The sequence below is a fragment of the Empedobacter sp. UBA7494 genome, from assembly GCF_002478465.1.
In the GTDB taxonomy this organism is placed as follows: Bacteria; Bacteroidota; Bacteroidia; order Flavobacteriales; family Weeksellaceae; genus Empedobacter; species Empedobacter falsenii_B.
This window is the reverse complement of the sequence record NZ_DLOC01000021.1, coordinates 1-22,975: the sequence shown is the minus strand read 5'-3', so window position 1 is coordinate 22,975 and position 22,975 is coordinate 1. Positions and strand designations below refer to the sequence as shown.

The window sequence follows — 22,975 nt, the reverse complement described above, 5'->3', positions numbered from 1 at the left end:
TCTCCTAGAAACTTTTTATTGAAATATGGTAAGGTCAAAAAGCCTAATGATTTTCCAACATTTCAAATTAATCAAAATAAGAATACAATAATATTAAACAAAAACTCTACTTTTAAGTGTACTTAACAAGGGGAAGATTACAATACTATTATCAATACAAAACAATTGCCAGAAGAAAAGTTTAAATCACTTTTTAAAAGTCAGTTTTCGTATTTCAAACAAAATCCGTGCTTCATCAATATTGTTTTGTCAGACGGGTTGATTGATAATTCTGATGAAGTAAAAAATGCCATACAACAATTATTACAAACCAATTTCATCCGTTTCAATTCCCTGATAAAGGGAGGACAAGAGACAGGTGTTTTTAGAACAGTAATAGCTTCAGAAGAACTCGTACATATCGTTATGGGAACATTTCGCTTACAAATGCTGAAGTGGAAATTGGCTTCTTTTGAATTTGACATTGAGGTTCAGGGACAAAAAACAATGAATAGCATTTTAGCTTTAATAAAGGTCTAATTTATAATATTTTTTTGAATGAAAAAGTTAGTGAATATTCACAAACATAAATTACTAATAGTCATCCTTTTCTTGCCTTTTATGGTATGGTCGCAGGAGAAGAAAGAATTTCACACGCTGGACGAAGTACTTGCCTTTGCAAAGGAGAAAAAAGTCAGTTTCAGAAATGACATCATCCAGCAAAATTTAGCAGAGCTGACCAGAAAAACCGCAGTTGGAAATGCCTTTAATCCGAGAATTCCGGTATCGGCTCAGGTTATTGATAATATGAATTTGCAAACCAATTATATTCCTGCTGAAGTTTTCGGCGGTTTGCCAGGTTCTTTTCGCGAAATCACAATGGGTTTACAATATGTCAGCACATTCAGCATACAACCGCAGTTCGATATTATTAACCTTGGAAATATAAGCCGTATAAAACTTGCCAAAACCAATCAGGAACTGGTAGCCAATCAGCAAAAAATAAACGAATGGACTATTTATGACCAGTTGAACGGCATTTACTTTAATATCTTATCGTTTCAGGGACAGCAACAGATGGTAGAGCAGAATATTGTCATTGCAAAACAAATTTTAACCATCGTAAACAACAGATTTGAAGAAGGACTTGTACGCAAACAAGATGTAAACGAAGCCGAAGTGAACCTTATTCTATTACAGGATCAGCTTTCGCAATTGCAATTTAATATCCAAATCCAACAGCAAAATCTTGCTTTGTTTTTTGAGAATGAAGTCAATCCCATTTTAAACCAAAACATTCGAGATTTTGATCATAAACAAATATTGACAGAAGCAAACAACAATTTATGGGTAAACCATTATCAGCTGAGAGAAAAAGTGGCAGAACAGGAATGGAAAGCGGCACAAAAACAACAGTTACCCGTTTTGGGATTTGTATCTTCCTTTAATTGGCAAAACTTGAGTAATGAGTCCTTTTTTCATCCTAATTCCAATTGGATTAGATATAATTATGTTGGTCTTCGTTTGAGTTGGGATTTACCTACTACCGTTTCAAAATATTCGGCGGTAAAAGAGAAAAAAATGCAATGGCAAATGGCCGAAAATGATCGAATTCACTTTTTGCGTGAAAACGAAACCCGCAATAGCAATTTGTTGGTGGAGTACGAAAAAGCATCTTCACAGCTCGAAAACTTTAAGAAAATTCAAACCTTGAAAGAAGATACTTATCAGAAATACTTCGATCAGTATCAGGAAAATATTCTGCCCTTAGACAAATTACTTACTGCACAAACGGATATGCTGCTGAGCCAGCTAAATGTTATTACAGCTTTGGCAGGCATTGGATTTAGTGAAAATAAAATTATCATCAATAATAAGTTTTAAACTATGAAAATAAAGTTGTTCGTTACCATTGTACTGTTCGCTACACTACAATCCTGTGGTTCAAAAGAAGAAGCGCAGCCGGTGGTAAAAGATATAAAAGAATTAGTTTTTGCATCGGGAATGCTCGATTGGGATGATGCCTATCATCTCACGGCACAAACAGATGGCATACTTACAGAAGCCAATTTTGAGGTGGGAGACAAAATGAATATAGGAAAGGTCATTGCGGTTATCGACAATCCGTCTAACCGTATCAATACGCATTCGGCAGAGGAACAATTAACCATTGCCAACGAAAACCTAACGGAAAATTCGCCTGCCATTCAGCAACTGGAACAAAACATTCGCTATGCAGAAAGCAAATACGAGCAAGACAAACAACAAGCTGAACGTTATGAACGCCTGTTCCAAAAGCAAAGTGTAGCCAAGGTAGAATTTGAAAATATGCAATTGGCAGCAAAAAATTCACTGGCACAGCTGAATGCCTTAAAAAAGCAAAAAACAGAACTGTTGCAACGTGCCAAAATACAGCAAATTTCTAACAAAAATCAGCTACAAAACAGCAAAGTGATAGAACGATACAATCAACTGATAATACCTCAAAATGGTACGATTGTCAACAAGCTTAAATCAACAGGTGATTATGTCAGAAAAGGAGATATTGTTGCGACAATTGCTGATGACAGCAAACCGGAAGTGGTATTGAATGTAGATGAAAAAAGCATCGGAAAATTAAAATTGGGACAATTGGTTTATATTCAGTTTAACACAGATAAAAGCAACGTGTACGAAGGCAAAATCAGTGAAATAGTGGCTGCATTTGATGAAAAAACACAATCATTTGTTGTAAAAGTGTTGCTGAATGAAGCACCTTCAAGTAGTATTTACGGCACACAGTTGGAAGCCAATATTTTGACAAGCGAAAAGAAGAATGCTTTATTAATTCCGAGAAGTTATTTGGGCTTTGGAAATAAGGTAAAACTAAAAGGAAAAGACGAACCCATTGTTGTAAAAACAGGTATCATTTCTACCGAATATGTAGAAATATTGGAAGGAATCAGCAAAGATGATATTCTGGAACATATAAAACCTTAGACTGATGAATATTAATACAGACATAGCCAGAACCTATCTGTTTTCGGGCAAAAAAATGACTGCTGTAGCCGTTCTTGGTGTGTTGCTCGGAATGTCGATCTATATTTTCATGAACAGTTTACTGGTTGGTTTTGATAAAGCATCTGACGAAAATATTTTCAAAAATACGCCACATATTCGGTTGTACAATGATGATGTCATCAGCAAAAATCTGGTAAGTGATACTGCTGCCGAGTACCTGATTTCCAATCCGAAAGTAGTACCCAAAGTCAATACCATCATTAATCCGAACGGTATTGCAGAAATGGTACAACAACAGAAGGAAGTAACTGTGGTAACAGCCCAGGTAAACACAAGCGTGTTTTATAATAACGGAAAAACTCAGGTGAGTGGATTAAGCATCGGGATAAAGCCAGATGAAGCAGATATGATGTACAGCATTACATCATCAATGGTTGAAGGCAAATTTGAAACCCTGAAATCCGACCCGAACGGCATCGTAATCGGTATAGGAATAGCAGAAAAAATGAACTTGGCACTTGGTGATAATATCAATCTTACATCACAAAAAGGTGTAACTAAGAACCTGCGTGTAGCAGGTATTTTTCGATCATTTAATTCAACTGCCGACGACACCAAATCGTACGTTAATCTATACACTGCCCAGCAATTGCTCAAAGAAAACAATGTGTATGTAACAGACATCAGTGTCAATGTAAAAGATCCGCACCAGGCGGCAGCCGTTGCCGAAAAGTTATCTCAATTAACCGGATATAAATCCGAAGATTGGAAAGAGAGTAACGAATCGTTGATGGCACTCAGCAAAATGCGGTTCATTATGATCAATTTTGTCTCTACAGCCATTATGCTCATTGCCGGTTTTGGCATTTACAATATCCTGAACATGACCGTTTCACAAAAAATAAATGACATTGCCATCTTAAAAGCTATTGGTTTTAAAGGGAAAGATGTGATACGGATTTTTGTAACGCAGGCATTATCTATTGGCTTGATTGGTGTAGTTGGCGGAATGTTGATGGCATTGCTAATGATTACCTTGTTGAAAAAGGTATATATCGGTGGTGACATAGGATACTTTCCTGTAGATTATGAACTGCAGAAATTCATTCAGGGAGTTGTTATGGGCTTAGTTATTACATTTTTTGCCGGATACATTCCTGCCCGTAAAGCAGCAAAAGTGGATCCGGTCAGCATTTTTAGAAAGTAAATCATGGATAAAAATATCGTTTTAAAAACAGAAAATATCGACAAGTATTTTTATGACCCAGTAGAATTTCAGGTGTTGAAAAATATTGGTTTTGAAGTAGAGAGAGGTGAATTTCTAACACTTATCGGGAAGTCAGGGAGTGGTAAATCTACTTTGCTCTATATCCTTTCCACTATGGACAGAGATTATAATGGAAATTTAGTGATAGATAATGAATTAATTACAGGAAAATCGGTTGATGAACTGGCAACAATCCGAAACGAAAAAATAGGGTTTGTATTCCAGTTTCATTACCTGTTGTCAGAATTTACCTGCCTGAAAAACGTGATGATTCCCGCACTGAAACTTGGTAAGTTTTCTCCAAAAGAAATAGAAGAACGTGCTTATGAAAAGTTGAAAATGCTGGGTATGGAAGATCAAGCTTTCAAACCTGCGAATAAGCTTTCGGGCGGACAGCAACAACGTGTTGCCATTGCTAGAGCGTTAATTAATGATCCTTTGATTATTATGGGTGATGAGCCAACAGGTAATTTGGATAGTAAGAATACAGACATTGTTTTTGATATTTTCAAAGACCTGACCCGCAGTTTTGGACAGACCATTATTGCTGTCACCCACGATGATGAATTTGCTCAAAAAAGTGACCGAACCATAGAAATGAAAGACGGAAACATCATTGGCGGACATAAAAATTAAGTACAATGAATAATAACATATCTATACCTCAAAACATTGAAAATCAAACTTCGTATAAAAGAAAAGTTTCTTTATCAGAACTATTTCGTTCACTGGTATTAGCTGCGAGGTCAGCAATAGTATTTATCAAAAATAAAAAGCAGAAAACCATTGATGAGCAATTTTTAGAAAGATTGCAACTGGCAGTAACTGAGGTCAACTCTTGTGCCGTATGTTCTTACGCCCATACGCAGATGGCATTAGTCAAAACTCTAACTTGACTAACAACTTTGTAGAATTCTTAGAATTGAGAATTAAACAACTTTATGACGCAAAACAAATTAGTTACAGTGATTCGCATAATGATACGCTGAAATCTTTAAAGAAATTTAAAAGTAATATTGATAAATACTCTTTTAATAATATTAATTATAACTTCTTATTAAATTATGAAACATTCTTAAGAAAAACAGGATGTAAAGATGGCGGTATTGGAGTTTACATGAGAAATATACGCGCAACTTTTAATATTGCAATAAAATCAAAAATTGCAAAACAGGAATTATATCCTTTTAAGGATTACAAAATATCTGCTCTTAAATCTCAAAAAATAAAAAAAGCACTAACAAAAGAGCAATTACAAAATTTAATAGATTTTGATATTAAAAAGATTCCTTCAGCGACAAATGCACGATATTTATATTTATTTAGTTTTTATGCAAGAGGGATGAATTTTACTGATTTAGCAGAATTAAGATGGGATGAAATAGAACATAGTAAATTTTCTTACAAAAGAAATAAAACAGGCATAAATATTCGTGTAAAAATTCCAGAAAATGATATTACAAACGAAATATTGAAATTCTACAAAGAATATCGTCCCTTTCCTACTAACTACATTTTCCCAATACTAAAGAAAGATATTCTTGATTATAATGAAGAAACGTTAATTAAGCGAAAACATAGTGTTAGAAGCTATTATAATAAACAATTAAAGTTAATATTTGAAGAACTAAAAATTGACTCAAAAATAAATTTCTATACCGCTCGCCATACTTTTGCTACACTATCTTTAAGAAATGGTGTTCAAGTTTCTAAAATTAAACAAGCTCTTGGTCACCAGTCAATTAAAACAACAGAATCTTATTTAGAAGATTTTAAAGATCATGAAATTGATGAAGCTTTTGAGAATTTGATATAAATAAAATAAAAACCCACCAAATAGGTGGGTTCATATTCTATTTTATTATTAATACTTCTGAAATAATTTCTCTAACCTTATATTTCAAGTCATAATCAATATCTAATTGATCTGCTTTACCACAGATATTAATTAATTTACTTAAATTATCAACAATTAGATTAGTTTTAGGTAAAAATAAATCTTTAATCTCATTACAACTTCTTAAGGTTGGACTATTAGAAATTTTTTGAATAATAGCACTAAAAAGACCTTTTGGATCTTTTGTATTCAAGAATTCTAAATACTCTTTTTCAAACTCATCAATAGAAGTAAATTCATTAAATAAAGTACTGAATTTTTTATCTAGTGTTTCAATACCTGTTTGGTGTGATACTCTTATTACAACAGTTTTAGCATTTTGCTTTTTAAAATTCAATGGAAAATTAATATTACTATCATCTTTAGAGTACAAAGTTATTTTTTGAGTAAAAACAAAAGATTCCTTTCCTAAATCGTTATTTGTCATCTCTATAGAAGATTTTAAAAATCCGATTTCGCCCAATTTTTTCATTACACCTTGCGAAATTACCATTGAAATTTTAGATTCATTAAGATCCAATGACTCTATTTTAAAGTTATTACCCTTGTTGTTATTTTCATATTCATTCAATAGTAAAATAGTATAAACGAAAGTAAATGCTGTGCCATACTCTTTAAATTTAGAAGAATTCACTGCTCTTAAAAACCATAAACTACTTTTAGATTTTAATAATTTAAATTTTCTTTCTTTAAATAATTTTGATTTCGTAAGCCAAATTGCATTGATTTCTTGCAATTCTTTATTCATTCCATTTTTTCTGAGATAGTTGATATGGTTAGCTATTTTTATCACATCATAAAATTGATCCTTCGAATTATATATAGCTTTTGCATTAATTGGAGCTTCTTTATGATCATTGAATTGAAAATAAAAATCTTTAGCTTTACCTTTTAAATCTTCATTCTCATCTGCAAGAATAAATGTTTTTAAATTTTCTCCATTACATAAATGATTAATAAACTCATATTTTGATAACACTTTATTGACTGCATCAAATGCAATATCCACATTTCCTATATTAATATTAAAATCTAGTCCATCAGGATTAAACCTGTTTAAAATATCATTTAAATAATCATCATTATAATCACTAAATAACTTTGTTAATTGTTGAAAGCTGATTGAATTATTCGATTTCTTATCAATAAATGATATCGATTTTGTATTAAAATTATGCTCCATACTATTTCTCTTTTCTTACTCCTTTGAATGGTGTACCATCCTGTTTAACATCCATAAATTTTCCTGTATTTGTGTCTATTTTAACCCATTGTTCTGTTTTAGGGTTAAAAACTTGTGAGCGTTGTTTAACCGCTCCGTGGCGTCGATTATCACCCGATGTTCTATTTGTAGCCATTTGCTAAAAATTTTAATTCGTAAATATTTTTAAATAAAATATCCCACTTGAGGCAGATCAGGAATGGATTTGTAGAAACCGAAAAGAAATATTAGAATTATAGAAATTATCTATTAAGTTTTTAATAATAGAGGTTTTAAAATTTCTATTTTTGATTTGCATTAATTTCAATATTTCTTAATATTTCAATTTCTAAGAATCATATTGTTAAAAATTTAGACTCGGATTTTTTAGTCGACATCCGAGTTTTTTTATGCAATAGATTCTCCTCTTTTCTTATTTTATATCTTCATTTAATTAATATTTCCCAATGTTATTTTTCAAAATTAATATAAGATTTTACAATAAAAAATTTCTTAATCTTAAAAATTAAAAAGCTTTTTAACAAGTTGTTAATTACTTGATTTAAAATATATTAAAACCAATACAATACATCTTTTTTGTAAATAAATATTTTTTAAGTTGATTTTTTTAACATAATATTATTTTAATTATATCACTATAATAAAATGTGACTACATTCTGCATTATAAACATTAAAAAATCCTCAACTTCGCTGTTGAGGATCAATACTATTTTTAAAGATAGACTTCTTTATAATCTTCCACCAACTCCTTTAAACTTATCTATAAAAGCGCTTATTCGTTGAAATACGGTTTGTTTCTTTGTTAGGTATTGTGGATTTAACGGACTCATTTTTGGTAAAATGGCGTTTAATTCTGTACCGTTAGAACTTGCGTATTCTCGTTTTAAAGAAGATTCGATGTAGCGTTTTGTTGCTTCTTCGTTTAAGTTTTCTTCTGTGATTAATTGGGTTGCTTCTTCTTTTTGTTTGACTTGTGCATACTTAAAGAATGAATCTATGACCGTAGCTTTATCTGGAATGGTATCTAAATCTGTTTCGTTAATGAAATCCACTACTAAAGATTCTTTTCCTCTATTCCCAATACTTGCGCGTATTACTCGACTTACTTCTTCTACTAATTCAGCTTTGTCTTTTGTTTTCTTATTGTGATCAAAAATTAATTCTAAAATGTAATCTAAATTGATCTCTTGTGATTTTAATAAATCTACTTCAAAAACCACATCATCCCAATCAATACCAGAATCTTCAGGCTGTTTTCCTTCTTTTTCTTTTCTTAACCAATCACGAATGTCATTATAGGTCGAACGATAATCCTGTTCTACTCGTTGTGGTAACAATTGAATCTTTTGCATCACAACTAAATCATCGTCCGAAACATGGTACATTTCTTTGAAATCTTCTACAGCAGTTGCATCGCTTTGGTCAATGCTTTGTAAGGCTTTTAGACTTGTGAATTCATCATAGTTTTGTAAGATATTTTCAACACGTAAATATTCACCGAATAATTTTGTAAACTCCTTTTTATCCTTTTCTTTTTCAATTTGATCAGGATTTGGAAATTTCTCGTTTAGTTCATTTACAACTTCTACAAAACCTCTTCTTGCTTCTCCTGTTGAAGCATCAGTAAACCCTTCTAAATATTCTTTATAGCTTTTCTCTAAAACAACATTTTTGGTGCTTTTGTTTCCAAATAAGGTAATCGCATCTATTGTTGCTTGTTCCAAGTCGCGGAACGTAACAATATTTCCAAAAGATTTGGTTGCATCTAAAATACGATTGGTACGCGAAAATGCTTGAATTAAACCATGATAACGTAAGTTTTTATCAACGAATAAAGTGTTTAGTTTTGGTGCGTCAAATCCAGTTAAAAACATACCGACAACGATTAGTAAGTCGATTTCTTTGTTTTTCACACGTTCTGAAAGATCACGGTAATAATTTTGAAATTCATCACTTTCTACTCCGTAGCTTGTTTTGAACATCTTATTGTAATCGTTGATGGCTTTCGTTAAGAATTCTTTTGCTGTACTGTTTAATGCAGAAGGCTCGAATGATTCGTCTATGATTTCACCAATTGCTGATTGTTCTTCGTTGGCTGCAAAAGAAAAGATCGTCGCAATCTTCAACGGTTTTTCGCTGTCTATTTGCTGACGGTTTAATTCTTCGTAATAATGTTTAGCTGCTTCTACGCTACTCACGGCAAACATCGCATTGAAACCGTTATTTCCGCCTTTTGTACGGTGTGTTTTGATGCGGTAATTCTGTAAGATGTATTTAGAAATTTCGCTGATACGTGCAGGATGTAAGAATGCTTTTTTCGCATCTTCACCACTTAATTTCTTTTCATCAACTTCCGTTTCAACGCCTTTGAATTGTGGTTTTACATTATGATAATCCACCTTGAATTTTAAAACCTTTTCATCTCTGATGGCATCTGTAATGACATACGCATGTAATTCTGATCCAAAAACACTTGCTGTGGTTTCTGCACCAAGTGCATTTTGAGGGAAAATGGGTGTTCCTGTAAATCCGAATTGGTAGTATTTTTTGAATTTCTTTTTTAGGTTTTTTTGGGCTTCACCAAATTGTGAACGGTGGGCTTCATCAAAAATGAAAACAACTTGTTTATTGTAAATATCCAACTCTTGATCGCCTTTCATTAAGTTGTTTAACTTCTGAATGGTCGTCACAATAATTTTATTGTCGTCCTTTTCGATGTTTCGTTTTAAACCTGCTGTACTGTTTGAACCGTTGACACTATCAGGCGAAAATTTTTGGTATTCTTTCATGGTTTGAAAGTCTAAATCTTTACGATCCACTACGAAAAATACTTTATCGATAAAATCTAATTTTGTTGCTAAACGTGCAGCCTTGAAACTGGTTAAGGTTTTTCCCGAACCCGTAGTATGCCAAATAAACCCACCACTTTCTAAGGATGACCATTTTTTGGTTTGGTAAGCACTTTTAATTTTCCATAGAATACGTTCGGTTGCTGCAATTTGATAAGGTCGCATCACCAATAATGTATCTTTGATGTCTAAAACCGTATACGTTAGTAAGACATTTAATAACGTGTTTTTTTGAAAAAAAGTTGCTGTAAAATCCTTTAAATCTTTGATTAAGGTATTATCTGCTTTTGCCCAATTCATCGTAAAATCGTAACTATTTTTGTTACGCGTAACGGTATTGGCAAAATAACGTGTATCTGTTCCATTCGAAATGACAAACAACTGCAAGTATTTGAATAGCGAATTGTCAGAATTAAAGCTTTCTTTGGAATAACGGTGTACTTGATTAAACGCCTCACGAATAGCTACGCCACGTTTCTTTAGCTCTACTTGAATCATCGGTAATCCGTTGACCAAAATCGTTACATCGTAGCGATTGGCGTGCGAACCTGTTTGTTCGACTTGAGAGATGACTTGTACTTTGTTGCGCGTAATATGCTCTTTATCGACTAAATAGATGTTTTGAATGTGTCCATCATCAAATACAAAATCGTAGATGTGGTTATCGTGTAGTTTACGCGATTTATCGACTAAACTATCACTTGGTTTATCTAAATATTCTACAAGGAAACGTGCCCATTCGTTATCGGTAAATACCATATTATTCAATGCTTGTAATTGTGTACGCACATTGGCTAACATGGTATCCGTTGATTTGAGATGAGTCGGATTCTCGTATCCCAGATCAATTAAATCTTGAATGAATTCTTTTTCTAAGGCGGCTTCTGATTGATAAGCAGTCGGAGCCTCGTTTAATTCGTAGAATTTGGTGTATTTGTCCAATACAATGTAATTGTTGGATTCTGCAATCGTTTTGTACATCTTATGTTATTCTAAGTAGCTGTTAATGGGTTGAATGGTTTAGATTCTAATTTGTTTCACTTTCTAAATTGCATTGCTCGTAATGACGTTGGTTATACTCGCGATGACGGTGAGCAATGACTGGATTGCTTTGCTTGCGTTGTTTGCTGGATTGCTTCGCTTTGCTCGCAATGACGTTGGTTATACTCGCGATGACGGAGAACAATGACTGAATTGCTTTGCTTGCGTTGTTTGCTGGATTGCTTCGCTTTGCTCGCAATGACGTGGAGTTACCATTCATTAATTTCATCCCATAAGTCAATCCAATTTGGGTTGAGTGTTTCTATTTGTTTTAATTTATTTTTTCGGTTACCTGCTTTTATTCTTTTTTCCTCTGTTATTGCGTCTTCAATTGAATGGAAGCTTTTGTAATAAACTAAGATTGTGCAGTTATATTTTGCCGTAAAAGATTCGGAATTATATTTTGTTTTATGCTCGTATACACGTCTTTTTAGATCGGCTGTTACGCCTGTGTATAGAGTACCGTTTCTTTTGTTTGCCATAATATAGATTACACCTCCTTTTTTCATTTTGGTTCACTGGTTTGGGGTTGCTTTTCTGGATTGCTTCACGTTGTTCGCAATGACGGGAAGCTTAATAACTTTTCTCTGTAATATTCGTATTGTTGGGTTCTTAGTTTAATTTCTTTTGTAATTTCTTCTTCGATGGCTGTATGGGTTGCATCGAATTGATCTAAGAGTTTTACAATGCGTTCTTGTTCTTCTAGGGATGGAATTGGAATTTTAAAATCAGAAATTTGTTTTAAGTTTAAATTAGGTTGCGCAGATGTCTTATTAAATTTTTCAATATACTTTTTCATTTCTAATGATTGTAGAAAATTAAATATATATTTCACATTTATATTTTCATTCAATCTAATTATAGCTAACGCTTGATTAGTATTAGCAGGTAATATATCTTCACTTACTATAGCACATTTACCAATTGTTGCTCCAGCAATAGCAAACAATATATCTTCAGATTTTAAAATTGATCTTTTTAATTCTTTTTCATGAATTTCTTTTGAAATAAACATAAATTTATTTGGAATAATCTTATTTTTATTAAAACTTTCAATCTTAATAAAATTAATTCCATTTGAGGAAAATATTTTTGGTGTAGTACCTTTTGTTATTAATTTTGTTATATCTCCCAAAGTTTTAAATTCAATATTCCCTTCCTCAAACCTAAACAACTGCTCACGGAAGAATTCGAATTGTTTTTTACGGTTTTGGCGTTCTGTTTCTAATTCGGTTGTTAATTGGTTGGTTAACGTTGTTAATTCATCTAAAACACGAACAATTTCTTGTTGGATTTCAAGAGATTTTTCTGGATTATCTGGACAAGGGATTGGGATTTGGAGTTTCTCTAAATCTTTTGGATATACATGTGGTATACCAGCACCTTTTTTTAAACTATAAATCCATTCTTGTTTAGTTAATAAAAAATAATATGCATATTTAATATTAAGAATTGATAAATCAGGTTTAATTGAAAAAGCATCAGATACAAATATAGGTTCGTTCCAATAACTTATATATCCAGCATACGCACCACTTCCAGCAATAGTAATAGTTTCATCAGTTCTATTAAATTCGCCATTATAATATGCAGGTTTTTGACCACCACTAATTACAGGAATATTTCCTTCAGTTTTATTCTTAGCAGTAATTGTTTTACCCCTTTGTAGTTCAGCAATTTCTTTCAAAGGCAACCATTCCACCTTTACCCCTTGTAATAACTCGTCTAATTTGCTCATGATTTCCCTCCTTTTTTGTTATTTGCTTTAGCCTGTTTATCGCCTGCTTTAGCTTGTTTTTCTAAGATTGTAATGGTTTTTAGGTATTCACTTTCCACATTGCTAAGGGTTTTGGCTTTGTATTTTTTGTATTCTAAGGTTGCTTTCTCTTTCATTGCAGCATTAGAGATACTCCCTGCATTATCTAAAACTTTGCGTCCTGTCGAATTCAGGATATTATCTAACTCTCGGATATAATCGTTCATACACATTGGGCGTTCTTCAATGGCATTTAATTCGGCTAAATCAAAATAGGCTGCTACCAAGTTATTTAATACGCGTAATTCTTTTTCTTCTAAAAAATTTTTAGCAATCATCGCTTCAGCTTGTGTAGGCTCATCGCCTTTAAAATTGGTTAATCCAACAAAAGGCTTATCGCTATCTACACGCATATAGATGACTTCGCTTGCAGTATGCCCATGAGCAGCATAATGCAATTTGTTTTGTACAATTTTGAAAAAAGTTACACTTGCATCACTTTTTGGGTCGTAATCGGTTGCTGTAGCGTACAAATCTAATATTTGGCGGTACATTACCTTTTCACTTGAACGGATATCACGAATACGGTCTAAAAGTTCTTTCCAATAATTGCCTCCACCAAGATTTTTCATGCGTTCATCATCCATCGTGAACCCTTTTACGATGTATTCTTTCAGTCGATTGGTTGCCCATTGACGAAAGCCTGTAGCAATCTTCGAGTTTATTCTATACCCCAAAGCAATAATCATATCAAGATTGTAATAATCCAGTTCACGAGAAACTTCACGATTACCTTCTATTTGAACTGTTCGGATTTTCCGAACAGTTGCTTCTGCAATCAGTTCTTCTTCTGTAAAAATATTCTTAATATGTTCACTTACTGTTGATTTTGAAGTTTGGTATAATTCAACCAATTGTTTTTGCGTTAACCAAATTGTATCGTCATCCAATTGGACATTAATTTTAGTTTGTCCATCTTCTGCAGTATATAAAATTATTTCACTCATCCTTCGATTTCTTTTACAAGATGATCAATCGCTGCACGTAAAGATGAAATGTTGTTCACAGTTTCAGCTAACTCGGTATTTAAGACTTTAATGTCTATCACTTCGCGTGTATCTACCGCTTCTACATACGAACTTACCGAAAGGTTGTAATCGTTTTCTTCAATTATCTTATTCTCTATGGTTACTGCAACATGTTTTACATTTTCTTTCGAATCGAATAACTGCATAATCTTCTCGATATGCACATCCTCTAACATGTTGTTATTGGTTACTTTTTTGTAGAAGTCTTCTCCTGTTGCATCGATAAATTGTGTGGTATTCTCGGACTTATGCTTAGATAAAACTAAGATATTTACGCCAATAGAAGTTCCAAAGAATAAATTTGCAGGTAAACTAATTACTGTTTCTACAAAATTTTCTTTTATTAAATATTTTCTGATTTTTTGTTCTGCTCCACCACGGTAGAAAATACCAGGAAAACATACAATGGCTGCACGCCCTTTACTTGATAAATAATTAAGCGCATGTAAGACAAACGCAAAATCTGCTTTTGATTTTGGTGCTAAAACTCCAGCTGGTGCAAAACGATCATCGTTAATTAACGTTGGATCATCCGAACCTACCCAATTCACCGAATAAGGAGGATTAGATACAATGGCATCGAAAGGTTTATCGTCGATAAAATGAGGATCGGTTAAAGTATCTCCTAATTGGATATTGAATTTATCGTAATTGACATTGTGCAAAAACATATTCATACGCGCTAAGTTGTAGGTTGTATGATTGATTTCTTGTCCAAAGAATCCATCTTCGATAATGTGGTTATCGAAATGTTTTTTTGCTTGTAATAACAAAGAACCCGAACCAGCAGCAGGATCGTAGATTTTGTTGACCGAAGTCTGTTTGTGCATCGCTAATTGCGCAATCAGTTTCGATACATTTTGAGGTGTAAAGAATTCACCTCCAGATTTTCCTGCATTGGCTGCATAGTTAGAAATTAAGAATTCGTAAGCATCCCCAAATAAGTCGATTTGGCTTTCTTCGAAACTACCAAAATTTAACTCGGCAACTCCTTTTAAAATTGCAGCTAAACGTTTGTTTTTATCTTCTACGGTATTTCCTAAACGTGTACTTGTTGTATCGAAATCTGCAAATAATCCTTTGATATCTTGTTCAGACTCGTATCCATTTGCTGAGTTTTCAATATCTGTAAATATCGCCTTTAGGTCTGTATTTAAGTTGGAATTTGTATTGGCGTTATCGACAATATTCACAAACAATTGACTTGGATAAATGAAGTATCCTTTTGTTTTAATGGCGTCATCTTTAATTTCTGGTGTGATGATGTCGTCTGCTAATTTTGCATAGTTTACACTTTCGTCACCACCTTCAATATAATTAGTAAAGTTTTCACTAATAAAACGATAGAATAATGTTCCTAACACAAAGTGTTTGAAATCCCATCCATCTACTGAGCCACGTACTTCGTTGGCGATTTTCCAGATTTTAGCTTGTAGTTCTGCTCTTTGGGCTGTATTTGTCATTGTCTTTATTTCTTTTGAAAGATAAAATTTATCTTTTGTATATTCATTATTGTAAACATTACAATATTAATCCTTTTAAACGCCAAAACAAGACGTTAGTGCTTTTTTGTAATGATTTTTTATTTTATTAATTGCAACTAATATTTAAAAGCACTTGCCATTAGTTCTTGTTCAGCTCTTGAAATTCCAATTTGTTTAGCGATATCCTGCCAATTCTTAACTACAGAAGTTACTTCATCGATTATTTGATCCATTTCTGTAGTCGTTAATCGAAAATACTCACCAACACTTTTCGCTAATTCAAAATCTAACGCATTATTATCCATATCAATATTCAAGGCTAAACCATCTTTATCAATGGATGGATTTAAATCATAAGCAGGTGATAAAACCCAACCTTCTTTCGTTAAAATAAATCCATGATTTCGTAAATGATCATCAGTATTGGATATCGCAATATTAAAAATGATTCTACGCCATAATTGGGTTAAATTTTCATTGATGTTCGCTCCATTCGATTGGATGAACTCCACAATATCTAAATAACTGGCAGGCTGATTTTTTATGGTTTCTTCGTTATTTCCTGTCATGGTCATTGCCGATGCGAAATGAATTCTATTACTTCCTTCACGATCAAATCGTTTGGTAAAAAAAGTATGATACGGACCATTAATCTTTTCTATTTTACATTCCGACATATTTATCCCTGCTTTTATCGCTAATTGATACGCTAAATATTCCCAACTAGCTTTATCAATAGTGTCATTCTTAGATGGAAATTTAGCAATCCATGGATGTTTATGCTCATCTAAAATATTAGCTTTTGGACGAGCTCCACCCAAAGAAGAACCAGGAGCTATTAATAGTTGTAACCATTTGTTTATCGCTTCATTATCGGTATCATTTTCGTAATGAACGACAGCTTGTTGAAGTTCTCTTACAGTAGACCATGGTGGCGTAGCCTTTTCGGTATCATTATCCAAAAAGTCAGATTTTGGATCTAGTTTAAAACGCAACGCCCCCATACGTGTTTCGTCATAGACACCTAATAAGAAATCAATATCATATAATGTTTTCGCTTTTTCACCTTTTATTTTAGCGAGTTGAGCTTCACGTCTTTTCATTAAGGTACGTCCCCAAGTATCAGGCATACTGTCTAGAAAGAGTCCAAAGTTTTCTTTATCATTAGCAAATTGTGGCCCTGCAAATAAATGTAAATTGGGATCTAACTGATGATGATGTCCAGATTTTAACCATAGATTATCATACGAAAAGCTGAATGCTTTTCGTCCCTTGGCTTGATAGGCCGATAATACGCCCATTAGTATTGGACTTTCTAAATCTTGCCAATCAGCATAAACATATATATCTGTTTTCTGTACTGCCATCCTATAATATCTCTAAATCTTGTAGTTTACGACCAAGTGTGTCGTCTGCTGCTAACTTTAAAAAATCATCTTGTAAGCCTAAAACCCGAAGCACATTGAAATAAGCTCCCATCGCTACACTTGGCTCTCCTTTTTCGATGAGATTTAAAGTGGATCTGGAAATATCTGCTCTTTCAGCGACTTGTACTGCTGTTAATTTGCGACGTTTACGGGCAAGTTTTATTTGCTCACCCATTTGTGATAAGGTATCTTTATAACGAGGTAAAACAATTTGTTTTTTCATAAATGTCCGTTATTTCATACAAATATAATTAAAACGACTGAAATAACGGACATTTTTATATGAATATTCAATTATTTTCTCTTTCCAAAAGGTTATTGAAAACTTGCTCTAACTGTTTTGCGGTAAATATTTGAATATTCTCCGCAAGTTATGCGGTGATTAATTTGTTTATCGTTGCACAATTGGTTTACTGAAAGAATTTGAAGACAATATTTACAATCCAAAATCATTTGACCGAAACACTAAAACATAAACAAGTCTTCCACCATTACTTCAAAAAGGAGAAGACACTTTCAAATTGTGGGTACGTCAGATCATCGTAGACTAAATTAGTAAAAAACTAATATAGCCTTATGATTATTAAAAAGACCAAAGAAATCCAAACTTATTTAACTTATATTAAAAAATTACAAGTTCTAAAATATGCTAAAGAATATGGAAATAACACTATAGCTTATAAATTTTATGGTGTTAAAAAGAGTACATTTTATAAATGGAAAAAAGCATATGAAGAACATGGAGAAGAAGGTTTACTCAGAAAGAAACCAACTCCTCGCACTTTTCCTAACCAAATTAAGCAAGAGATTGTAAATAAAGTATTAGAACTTCGAAAAGAACATAAATTAGGGACTTGGCGAATTAAATGGTATCTAGAACGTTATCATGATATTTTGATATCGGAATCAAGTGTTTATCGTATTCTAAAGAGTAATAATGTCGCTAGATTAGACAGAAAGGTGACTAGAAGAGCCATGCATAGTATCAGGTATGAAAAAGAAACACCTGGTCATCAGGTACAAATTGATGTTAAATTTCTAATATTCCATGACGTCAAATAGAACTAAAATCAAGACGATTTCAATACACAGCGATTGATGATTCTACACGAATTAGAGCGCTTAAAATCTATGAAAAACATAATCAATTAAGTTCAATTGATTTCATAAATTATGTGGTAGAAAAATTCCCTTTTATAATTAATACAATTCAAACAGATAATGGACACGAATTTCAATCAAAGTTTCATTGGCATGTTCAAGATTTAGAATATGAGACACCGATTTATAAAAGTAGGAACACCTCAGTTAAATTCAAAAGTTGAATGATTTCATTTGACTGATAAAAAAGAGTTTTATCAACTTTTAAGCTACACAGATGATGTGGATTTAAATCAGAAACTGGAAGAATGGGAAAACTTTTATAATTTCAATAGGCCTCATGGTTCATTTAAAGGAAAAACACCTTATGAAATACTAAAATCTAAAACTAAAATAATTATATTTAAAGTCTACGAGGTTATGAAGTACGACAATGTAAATTTCCCATCGTCCATTGCGCAATCATTTGCAATTTGTATGGATCGCTGATGTATTGTAAAAGTGTCAAAACGGCTGTAAAAACTCCAGAAATTATCATTCCTGATAAAACCATATTGATTAACGAACTTTTGAGGTTTGTTTTTGAAATTAAATACGTTAATAAAACAGCACAAATTCCAAATACAAATGCTGAAATATTGATAGATAATACAGGAACAACCATTGCTAAAGCTGCGCCAACAGCAGAACCAGATGATATACCTAATGTAAAAGGATCTACAATTGGGTTTCTGAAAATTGCTTGTAAAACATTACCAGATGATGCCAAAGCTGCACCAACAATAAACGTTAATACAATACGAGGTAAACAAACTTGCCACAAAATAGTTTCGATACTTGATTGAGGTAAATTAGTTGTTCCCGAAATTAACTTGCTCATTGCAGATGAACTGTAACGAATCAATTCCGAAATACCTACAAAATTCGTTGCGCCCATTGTCATAGAAAGAATGACAACCGTTAATGGTAAAATCAAAAGTAGACCGTAAGATTTCAATTTAGATTGCATTTTTCTTGTATAAATCTGGTTTTTGGTACAATTGCATGATATCATTTTGTACCTATTTGTTTAATTGTTCAGTCGAATAAGCCGAAGGATAGCACCAATTGCGAAGTTGTTTGGCAAATAATAAAAACTTAACTGTATGCGGATCGTAATAAAACGCAGGATTCATAGCGAAAACTTGTTTTGATTTTACCGCTGGCAAAGCATCCAATTCTTTTAGTTGATACAAATTCCAAAGAACAATCAAATCTGGATTCCATTTATAGATCGATTCTGCACCAACATTTGGCGATTCCATTTCTAACGGACAAGCATTTTCTGCACCCGATAATTTGATCGCTAAATCTAACAAAGTTCCTTTTCCAGATGTCGAAAAAATACGTCCTTTCGACCACGCATAATAGACTTTTTTAGGTTTTTCATTTACAGGAGCTTTCAACTTTTTAGCCTCAGCTTTTACATAAGAAACCACTTTCTCTGCACGTTGTTTTTTTTTCTAATAAAGTTCCCATTCCAAGCAATTCTTTGTAAATCTTATCTTGACTTAAACTTGAAACGGTAAAAACTGGAATATTTAATTCTTCTAATTGCTGAATTGTTTCGATATTTTGTTCATAAACAATCGCTAAATCAGGTTGCAAACCAACAATTGTTTCGATATTACTTGATCCACCTCCAAAAGTTGGCGTCGCAATTGTTTTGTTTTTAATTCGCTCATCTAATTTTGCATAGAACTCAAATTTATCTTCATTCTGAAAAACTTGTTGCGGAATTCCAACCACTTTATCTTCGGCATGCAACATGTAAATTTCGTCCAAAGAAGGTTCAAAAAGTACAATCACTCGTTTTGCTTCTTGTGGTAACGAAACCATTTTTCCACGACTATCTTCCGCTTTTATTTCACCTTGTTGTTCGCTCTTTTTTGAAGAAGAAGAATGACAACTTTGAAAGAAAATAAAGAATGATAAAATAAGGGTTATACAATGAAATATTTTACAATTCATGATTTAATTTTTTACCAAATTTTTTAATAAAAATTCACTGATTAATTGTGCTTCGACAAGTTGTATTTTATCTTGATAACGAGTCAAAAGTTGCTCATACATACGACCATCATAAGGAAGCAAAAGTTGATTATCGTCGTCGTTTTTCCAATAAATAGGTAGGTGACGATTGCCAACGAATTAACAAAAATCAGCGGCATCGGACTTCGACTTTGCAGAAAACTGAATACACAAACAAGGTTTTATGTAAACTGAAGCTATTAATTTGTTTTCATGAAATAATCGATCGCCGTTCTACCACTCATTTTTAGTTTGTAATCGAAGTTCTAATGTTAAACCAGTAGTTGTTTTTCGCGTAATTTTTTGTTTTCGAATCTCAAACCATTCAATCGTTAATTGATCCAAAATATTTTCTACTTCTTCAGTTTTTGACTGAATTTCATCTATAATTACCAACTGATTTTCCATTGTTTCGATCTATTATTTTTGTTGTGCAGCTTCTTTTTTCAACTGAACTTTCTCTTTCAACCATTGACACCATTCGTCAATTCCTTCTCCATTCAACGTACTGATTGTTTGCACTTCTAAGTTTGGATTAACCTCTCTTGCATCCTTTGTAACCGCCTCGATAGAAAAAGGAACATATGGTAATAAATCTGATTTAGAAACCAACATCAATTCACTTGTTAAGAACATACGTGGATATTTCTTTGGTTTGTCATCACCTTCAGTTGTAGCGATAAGTGTAACACGATAATCTTCACCTAAATCAAAAGCAGATGGACAAAGAAGATTTCCTACATTTTCGATAAATAATAAATCTGTTCCATCCAAATTAATATGATCTAACGCTTGTAAAATCATTTGCGCTTCGATGTGACACATTCCACCTGTTACAATTTGTAAAGCATTAATCCCTACTTCGCGCATACGAACTGCATCACGCTCCGTTTCTGGATCACTAACTAAAACAGAAATATTCAATTCTTTCCCCAAACGTTTTCCAATTTCTTGTAACAACGTTGTTTTTCCTGATCCTGGAGACGAACAAACATTGATGATACAAACATCTTTCAGACGTTCGCGAATCGCATTTGCAACATAATCGTTAGCTTTTAATAAATGTAAAGTTGTGTTGTCGCATTGAACAGATCCTACTCTATTCCCAAGACTTTTTGGATTTTGTGTATTTTTTGACATAATTGAAATATGTTTAATTAATGATTATTTATTTTTAAAGATAACTTGCGAGATAAAAAGCTCATTTCCTTTGACAATTGTGCTAGATGGTGTTGAACAATCTTCGCAAACAAATTTGTTATATTTAACTTCGAAATTCTTGTGACAATGTTCGCAATACGCTACAATTTCATTGACTAAAACCTCTAACTCGATTTCATTATAATTTTGGTTATCAGCTATAAATCCATCAAATGCATTTTGAATTAAAACAGGTTGAACATTTGATAAAAGGCCAGCTGTAATTTGAACTTTTTCTATGTCTTCTATTTTCGAATCATAGTGCTCGTTCAACGTATCAAATATGTCTTTGACAATACTTAATTCGTGCATAATTTTTAATTTTTGTGAATAGATTTCCTCTTTCTAAACAAAATGAATGCTTAGAAAATAGTTATGTATAAGAAAGTTTTATGTTTATCAGATAAATGGTAAACCGTAGATATAATGCCTCAACAGGCAAATTTTATTTGTTGAAGTTGAAAATAAATCAGAAAAAATACGAACACAAATCTGTTGATTAAAATTAAACTTAACATCTGCGTTGATAAATTCGTCAAAAGAAAAATCATTGATTTTTAAATGTTCTACAGTAAATGTGAATCCTTCAATAGTGCTAGTTGTATTATCACATTTTATTGTCTCTTTTTCTACTTTTTGATGCGCATAAGATTGATTTGTTTTGTTAGAAAAGCTAAACAGAACAATCAAAAAAAGGACAGAAAATATGTGAAAAATCGTTTTCATTTACGGTTGTAAAGATACCACTTGCTACACCAAAACGATTATATAAAATAGCGTATAAATGTTCAAAAACGTTACAAATCAATAAAAATTATTTAGCTTAAAAAAACAACAATCAAATCTTTTATTAATAAATTTTTATTATTTTACAATAAATTTATTTTGTAATTCAAAATATTTCTATTTAATTTGAAAAATAAATTATTACTAAATATGGAAACTAAATCTAAATTTTATTTAAAATTAATTGGAGTATTACTAATCACTCTACCTTTTATTGATTTCTTTTTTAACAATGGATTAAATGATTTTATGAGAGGTTGGCAAAATGCTGAAATAGCACAATCTTCTGAGTATTTTAAAGTTATTCCAAAAAATGGTTCTGAAAATCCAGTTTCAATTCCTAAAATAGATGGTACTATTATTACAGAAGCGATGAATTTGAGTATTCATACGGAAAAAAGTCTTGCAATTTATCCTTTTTACATTTGGGTATTATATCTACTTTTGGGACTTACAATGATATTTTATCTTTTTTCTACAATTAGATTAATTAAAACCCGTTGTGCATTTTAAATAATTTTGGTTTTTAGCTTATTAATATTTCGATTAAAGTATGTTTTATTAATGTACTGAACCACAGTAAGTGCAGTAATTTTAGCTAGAATTCTGGTTTTAAACCCTTCAAAAGTCTTTGCATAATTTCGTCTAATCATAAACTGATCGCATAGTTGAGAAAATAAAGTTTCAATTCTTTTTCGATACTTTTTGAATGGATAAAACTGAGGTTTATACTCTTTTTGATTGGATCTTTTCGGTGTTTCTAATCGAATATTAGCTTCATTAAATAAGTCAATTTGAATTGTTTG

At 32.3% G+C, this 22,975-nt stretch carries 23 protein-coding genes and 1 pseudogene; 8 read left to right on the top strand and 16 right to left on the bottom strand.

The genetic code is table 11. The features are described from left to right. The first annotated feature begins 147 nt into the window (after positions 1–147). The 6 genes from B4E95_RS02245 to B4E95_RS02220 all read left to right on the top strand — a co-directional run bounded on the left by B4E95_RS02245 (position 148) and on the right by B4E95_RS02220 (position 6,062). Entirely contained in the window at positions 148–519 is a 372-nt protein-coding gene (locus B4E95_RS02245; RefSeq protein WP_349680095.1) for a TetR/AcrR family transcriptional regulator C-terminal domain-containing protein, read from the top strand. Between the two features lie 18 nt (positions 520–537). Further along, positions 538–1,863: a TolC family protein gene (locus B4E95_RS02240; protein WP_291089596.1), complete on the top strand. Its 1,326-nt coding sequence runs from the start codon at positions 538–540 to the stop codon at positions 1,861–1,863. Between the two features lie 3 nt (positions 1,864–1,866). After that, the gene (locus B4E95_RS02235; protein ID WP_291089593.1) at positions 1,867–2,958 is read left to right on the top strand and encodes an efflux RND transporter periplasmic adaptor subunit; all 1,092 of its coding nucleotides are present in this window, start codon (positions 1,867–1,869) and stop codon (positions 2,956–2,958) included. 4 nt (positions 2,959–2,962) lie between these two features. After that, entirely contained in the window at positions 2,963–4,186 is a 1,224-nt protein-coding gene (locus B4E95_RS02230) for an ABC transporter permease (RefSeq protein WP_291049606.1), read from the top strand. Positions 4,187–4,189: 3 nt separating this feature from the next. Beyond that, positions 4,190–4,882 (top strand): ABC transporter ATP-binding protein, encoded by a 693-nt coding sequence (locus B4E95_RS02225; protein ID WP_092908227.1) that lies wholly within the window; start codon positions 4,190–4,192, stop codon positions 4,880–4,882. A 211-nt stretch (positions 4,883–5,093) separates the two neighbouring features. Further along, positions 5,094–6,062 (top strand): tyrosine-type recombinase/integrase, encoded by a 969-nt coding sequence (locus tag B4E95_RS02220; RefSeq protein WP_291089590.1) that lies wholly within the window; start codon positions 5,094–5,096, stop codon positions 6,060–6,062. A gap of 37 nt (positions 6,063–6,099) precedes the next feature. Here B4E95_RS02220 and B4E95_RS02215 read toward each other — a convergent pair whose 3' ends face one another. The 9 genes from B4E95_RS02215 to B4E95_RS02175 form a co-directional block, all read right to left on the bottom strand. Further along, the gene (locus B4E95_RS02215) at positions 6,100–7,326 is read right to left on the bottom strand and encodes a hypothetical protein (RefSeq protein ID WP_291049598.1); all 1,227 of its coding nucleotides are present in this window, start codon (positions 7,324–7,326) and stop codon (positions 6,100–6,102) included. A 1-nt stretch (position 7,327) separates the two neighbouring features. After that, positions 7,328–7,501, bottom strand: a complete 174-nt coding sequence (locus B4E95_RS02210; RefSeq protein ID WP_291089587.1) for a hypothetical protein — start codon at positions 7,499–7,501, stop codon at positions 7,328–7,330. A gap of 594 nt (positions 7,502–8,095) precedes the next feature. Beyond that, entirely contained in the window at positions 8,096–11,197 is a 3,102-nt protein-coding gene (locus B4E95_RS02205; protein WP_291089584.1) for a type I restriction endonuclease subunit R, read from the bottom strand. A 269-nt stretch (positions 11,198–11,466) separates the two neighbouring features. Next, positions 11,467–11,766, bottom strand: coding sequence for a GIY-YIG nuclease family protein (locus tag B4E95_RS02200; protein ID WP_291089581.1), 300 nt, complete (start codon positions 11,764–11,766; stop codon positions 11,467–11,469). A 38-nt stretch (positions 11,767–11,804) separates the two neighbouring features. Continuing rightward, positions 11,805–12,995 carry a restriction endonuclease subunit S gene (locus tag B4E95_RS02195; protein ID WP_291089577.1) on the bottom strand — a complete coding sequence of 397 codons (1,191 nt, stop codon included), beginning with the start codon at positions 12,993–12,995 and terminating at the stop codon, positions 11,805–11,807. After that, positions 12,992–14,020 (bottom strand): virulence RhuM family protein, encoded by a 1,029-nt coding sequence (locus B4E95_RS02190; protein WP_219035294.1) that lies wholly within the window; start codon positions 14,018–14,020, stop codon positions 12,992–12,994. The genes B4E95_RS02195 and B4E95_RS02190 overlap by 4 nt, the downstream gene beginning before the upstream one ends. Beyond that, entirely contained in the window at positions 14,017–15,564 is a 1,548-nt protein-coding gene (locus tag B4E95_RS02185) for a type I restriction-modification system subunit M (protein WP_291089574.1), read from the bottom strand. The genes B4E95_RS02190 and B4E95_RS02185 overlap by 4 nt, the downstream gene beginning before the upstream one ends. A 137-nt stretch (positions 15,565–15,701) precedes the next feature. Beyond that, positions 15,702–16,952, bottom strand: coding sequence for a type II toxin-antitoxin system HipA family toxin (locus B4E95_RS02180; RefSeq protein ID WP_114999441.1), 1,251 nt, complete (start codon positions 16,950–16,952; stop codon positions 15,702–15,704). A gap of 1 nt (position 16,953) precedes the next feature. Beyond that, positions 16,954–17,235: a helix-turn-helix domain-containing protein gene (locus B4E95_RS02175; RefSeq protein WP_114999439.1), complete on the bottom strand. Its 282-nt coding sequence runs from the start codon at positions 17,233–17,235 to the stop codon at positions 16,954–16,956. 353 nt (positions 17,236–17,588) lie between these two features. On the opposite strand from B4E95_RS02175, the pseudogene B4E95_RS02170 reads away from it, so the two are divergent. Further along, positions 17,589–18,500 (top strand): annotated as a pseudogene (locus tag B4E95_RS02170) (IS481 family transposase); the annotation flags it as partial. 31 nt (positions 18,501–18,531) lie between these two features. Here the strand turns inward: B4E95_RS02170 and B4E95_RS02165 are convergent. The 6 genes from B4E95_RS02165 to B4E95_RS02140 all read right to left on the bottom strand — a co-directional run bounded on the left by B4E95_RS02165 (position 18,532) and on the right by B4E95_RS02140 (position 21,695). After that, the gene (locus tag B4E95_RS02165) at positions 18,532–19,122 is read right to left on the bottom strand and encodes a FecCD family ABC transporter permease (protein ID WP_291089571.1); all 591 of its coding nucleotides are present in this window, start codon (positions 19,120–19,122) and stop codon (positions 18,532–18,534) included. Between the two features lie 52 nt (positions 19,123–19,174). After that, positions 19,175–19,591, bottom strand: a complete 417-nt coding sequence (locus B4E95_RS02160; protein WP_291089568.1) for an ABC transporter substrate-binding protein — start codon at positions 19,589–19,591, stop codon at positions 19,175–19,177. Then, positions 19,569–20,123, bottom strand: coding sequence for an ABC transporter substrate-binding protein (locus tag B4E95_RS02155; protein WP_291089565.1), 555 nt, complete (start codon positions 20,121–20,123; stop codon positions 19,569–19,571). Before B4E95_RS02155 ends, B4E95_RS02160 begins: the two co-directional genes overlap by 23 nt. A 294-nt stretch (positions 20,124–20,417) precedes the next feature. Further along, complete coding sequence (locus tag B4E95_RS02150) at positions 20,418–20,591, bottom strand: hypothetical protein (RefSeq protein WP_291089562.1); 174 nt, start codon at positions 20,589–20,591, stop codon at positions 20,418–20,420. 12 nt (positions 20,592–20,603) lie between these two features. Next, positions 20,604–21,323, bottom strand: a complete 720-nt coding sequence (gene hypB, locus B4E95_RS02145) for a hydrogenase nickel incorporation protein HypB (RefSeq protein ID WP_291089559.1) — start codon at positions 21,321–21,323, stop codon at positions 20,604–20,606. A gap of 24 nt (positions 21,324–21,347) precedes the next feature. Continuing rightward, on the bottom strand, positions 21,348–21,695 hold the full coding sequence (locus B4E95_RS02140; protein WP_291089556.1) for a hydrogenase maturation nickel metallochaperone HypA: 348 nt from the start codon (positions 21,693–21,695) through the stop codon (positions 21,348–21,350). A 624-nt stretch (positions 21,696–22,319) separates the two neighbouring features. Between B4E95_RS02140 and B4E95_RS02135 the strand changes: the two genes are divergently transcribed. After that, complete coding sequence (locus tag B4E95_RS02135; protein ID WP_291089553.1) at positions 22,320–22,682, top strand: hypothetical protein; 363 nt, start codon at positions 22,320–22,322, stop codon at positions 22,680–22,682. Here the strand turns inward: B4E95_RS02135 and B4E95_RS02130 are convergent. Then, on the bottom strand, positions 22,679–22,975 hold a 297-nt coding region (locus B4E95_RS02130; protein WP_291089550.1), incomplete at its 5' end, for a transposase. The two genes, B4E95_RS02135 and B4E95_RS02130, sit on opposite strands and share 4 nt — an antisense overlap.

What these genes read in the sequence shown, in the direction of transcription:
- B4E95_RS02240 (WP_291089596.1), top strand. Translation starts at nt 538, where the DNA reads ATGAAAAAGTTAGTGAATATTCACAAACATAAATTACTAATAGTCATC.
- B4E95_RS02235 (WP_291089593.1), top strand. Translation starts at nt 1,867, where the DNA reads ATGAAAATAAAGTTGTTCGTTACCATTGTACTGTTCGCTACACTACAA.
- B4E95_RS02230 (WP_291049606.1), top strand. Translation starts at nt 2,963, where the DNA reads ATGAATATTAATACAGACATAGCCAGAACCTATCTGTTTTCGGGCAAA.
- B4E95_RS02225 (WP_092908227.1), top strand. Translation starts at nt 4,190, where the DNA reads ATGGATAAAAATATCGTTTTAAAAACAGAAAATATCGACAAGTATTTT.
- B4E95_RS02220 (WP_291089590.1), top strand. Translation starts at nt 5,094, where the DNA reads ATGTTCTTACGCCCATACGCAGATGGCATTAGTCAAAACTCTAACTTG.
- B4E95_RS02215 (WP_291049598.1), bottom strand. Translation starts at nt 7,326, where the DNA reads ATGGAGCATAATTTTAATACAAAATCGATATCATTTATTGATAAGAAA.
- B4E95_RS02210 (WP_291089587.1), bottom strand. Translation starts at nt 7,501, where the DNA reads ATGGCTACAAATAGAACATCGGGTGATAATCGACGCCACGGAGCGGTT.
- B4E95_RS02205 (WP_291089584.1), bottom strand. Translation starts at nt 11,197, where the DNA reads ATGTACAAAACGATTGCAGAATCCAACAATTACATTGTATTGGACAAA.
- B4E95_RS02200 (WP_291089581.1), bottom strand. Translation starts at nt 11,766, where the DNA reads ATGAAAAAAGGAGGTGTAATCTATATTATGGCAAACAAAAGAAACGGT.
- B4E95_RS02195 (WP_291089577.1), bottom strand. Translation starts at nt 12,995, where the DNA reads ATGAGCAAATTAGACGAGTTATTACAAGGGGTAAAGGTGGAATGGTTG.
- B4E95_RS02190 (WP_219035294.1), bottom strand. Translation starts at nt 14,020, where the DNA reads ATGAGTGAAATAATTTTATATACTGCAGAAGATGGACAAACTAAAATT.
- B4E95_RS02185 (WP_291089574.1), bottom strand. Translation starts at nt 15,564, where the DNA reads ATGACAAATACAGCCCAAAGAGCAGAACTACAAGCTAAAATCTGGAAA.
- B4E95_RS02180 (WP_114999441.1), bottom strand. Translation starts at nt 16,952, where the DNA reads ATGGCAGTACAGAAAACAGATATATATGTTTATGCTGATTGGCAAGAT.
- B4E95_RS02175 (WP_114999439.1), bottom strand. Translation starts at nt 17,235, where the DNA reads ATGAAAAAACAAATTGTTTTACCTCGTTATAAAGATACCTTATCACAA.
- B4E95_RS02165 (WP_291089571.1), bottom strand. Translation starts at nt 19,122, where the DNA reads ATGCAATCTAAATTGAAATCTTACGGTCTACTTTTGATTTTACCATTA.
- B4E95_RS02155 (WP_291089565.1), bottom strand. Translation starts at nt 20,123, where the DNA reads ATGAATTGTAAAATATTTCATTGTATAACCCTTATTTTATCATTCTTT.
- B4E95_RS02150 (WP_291089562.1), bottom strand. Translation starts at nt 20,591, where the DNA reads ATGGAAAATCAGTTGGTAATTATAGATGAAATTCAGTCAAAAACTGAA.
- hypB (WP_291089559.1), bottom strand. Translation starts at nt 21,323, where the DNA reads ATGTCAAAAAATACACAAAATCCAAAAAGTCTTGGGAATAGAGTAGGA.
- B4E95_RS02140 (WP_291089556.1), bottom strand. Translation starts at nt 21,695, where the DNA reads ATGCACGAATTAAGTATTGTCAAAGACATATTTGATACGTTGAACGAG.
- B4E95_RS02135 (WP_291089553.1), top strand. Translation starts at nt 22,320, where the DNA reads ATGGAAACTAAATCTAAATTTTATTTAAAATTAATTGGAGTATTACTA.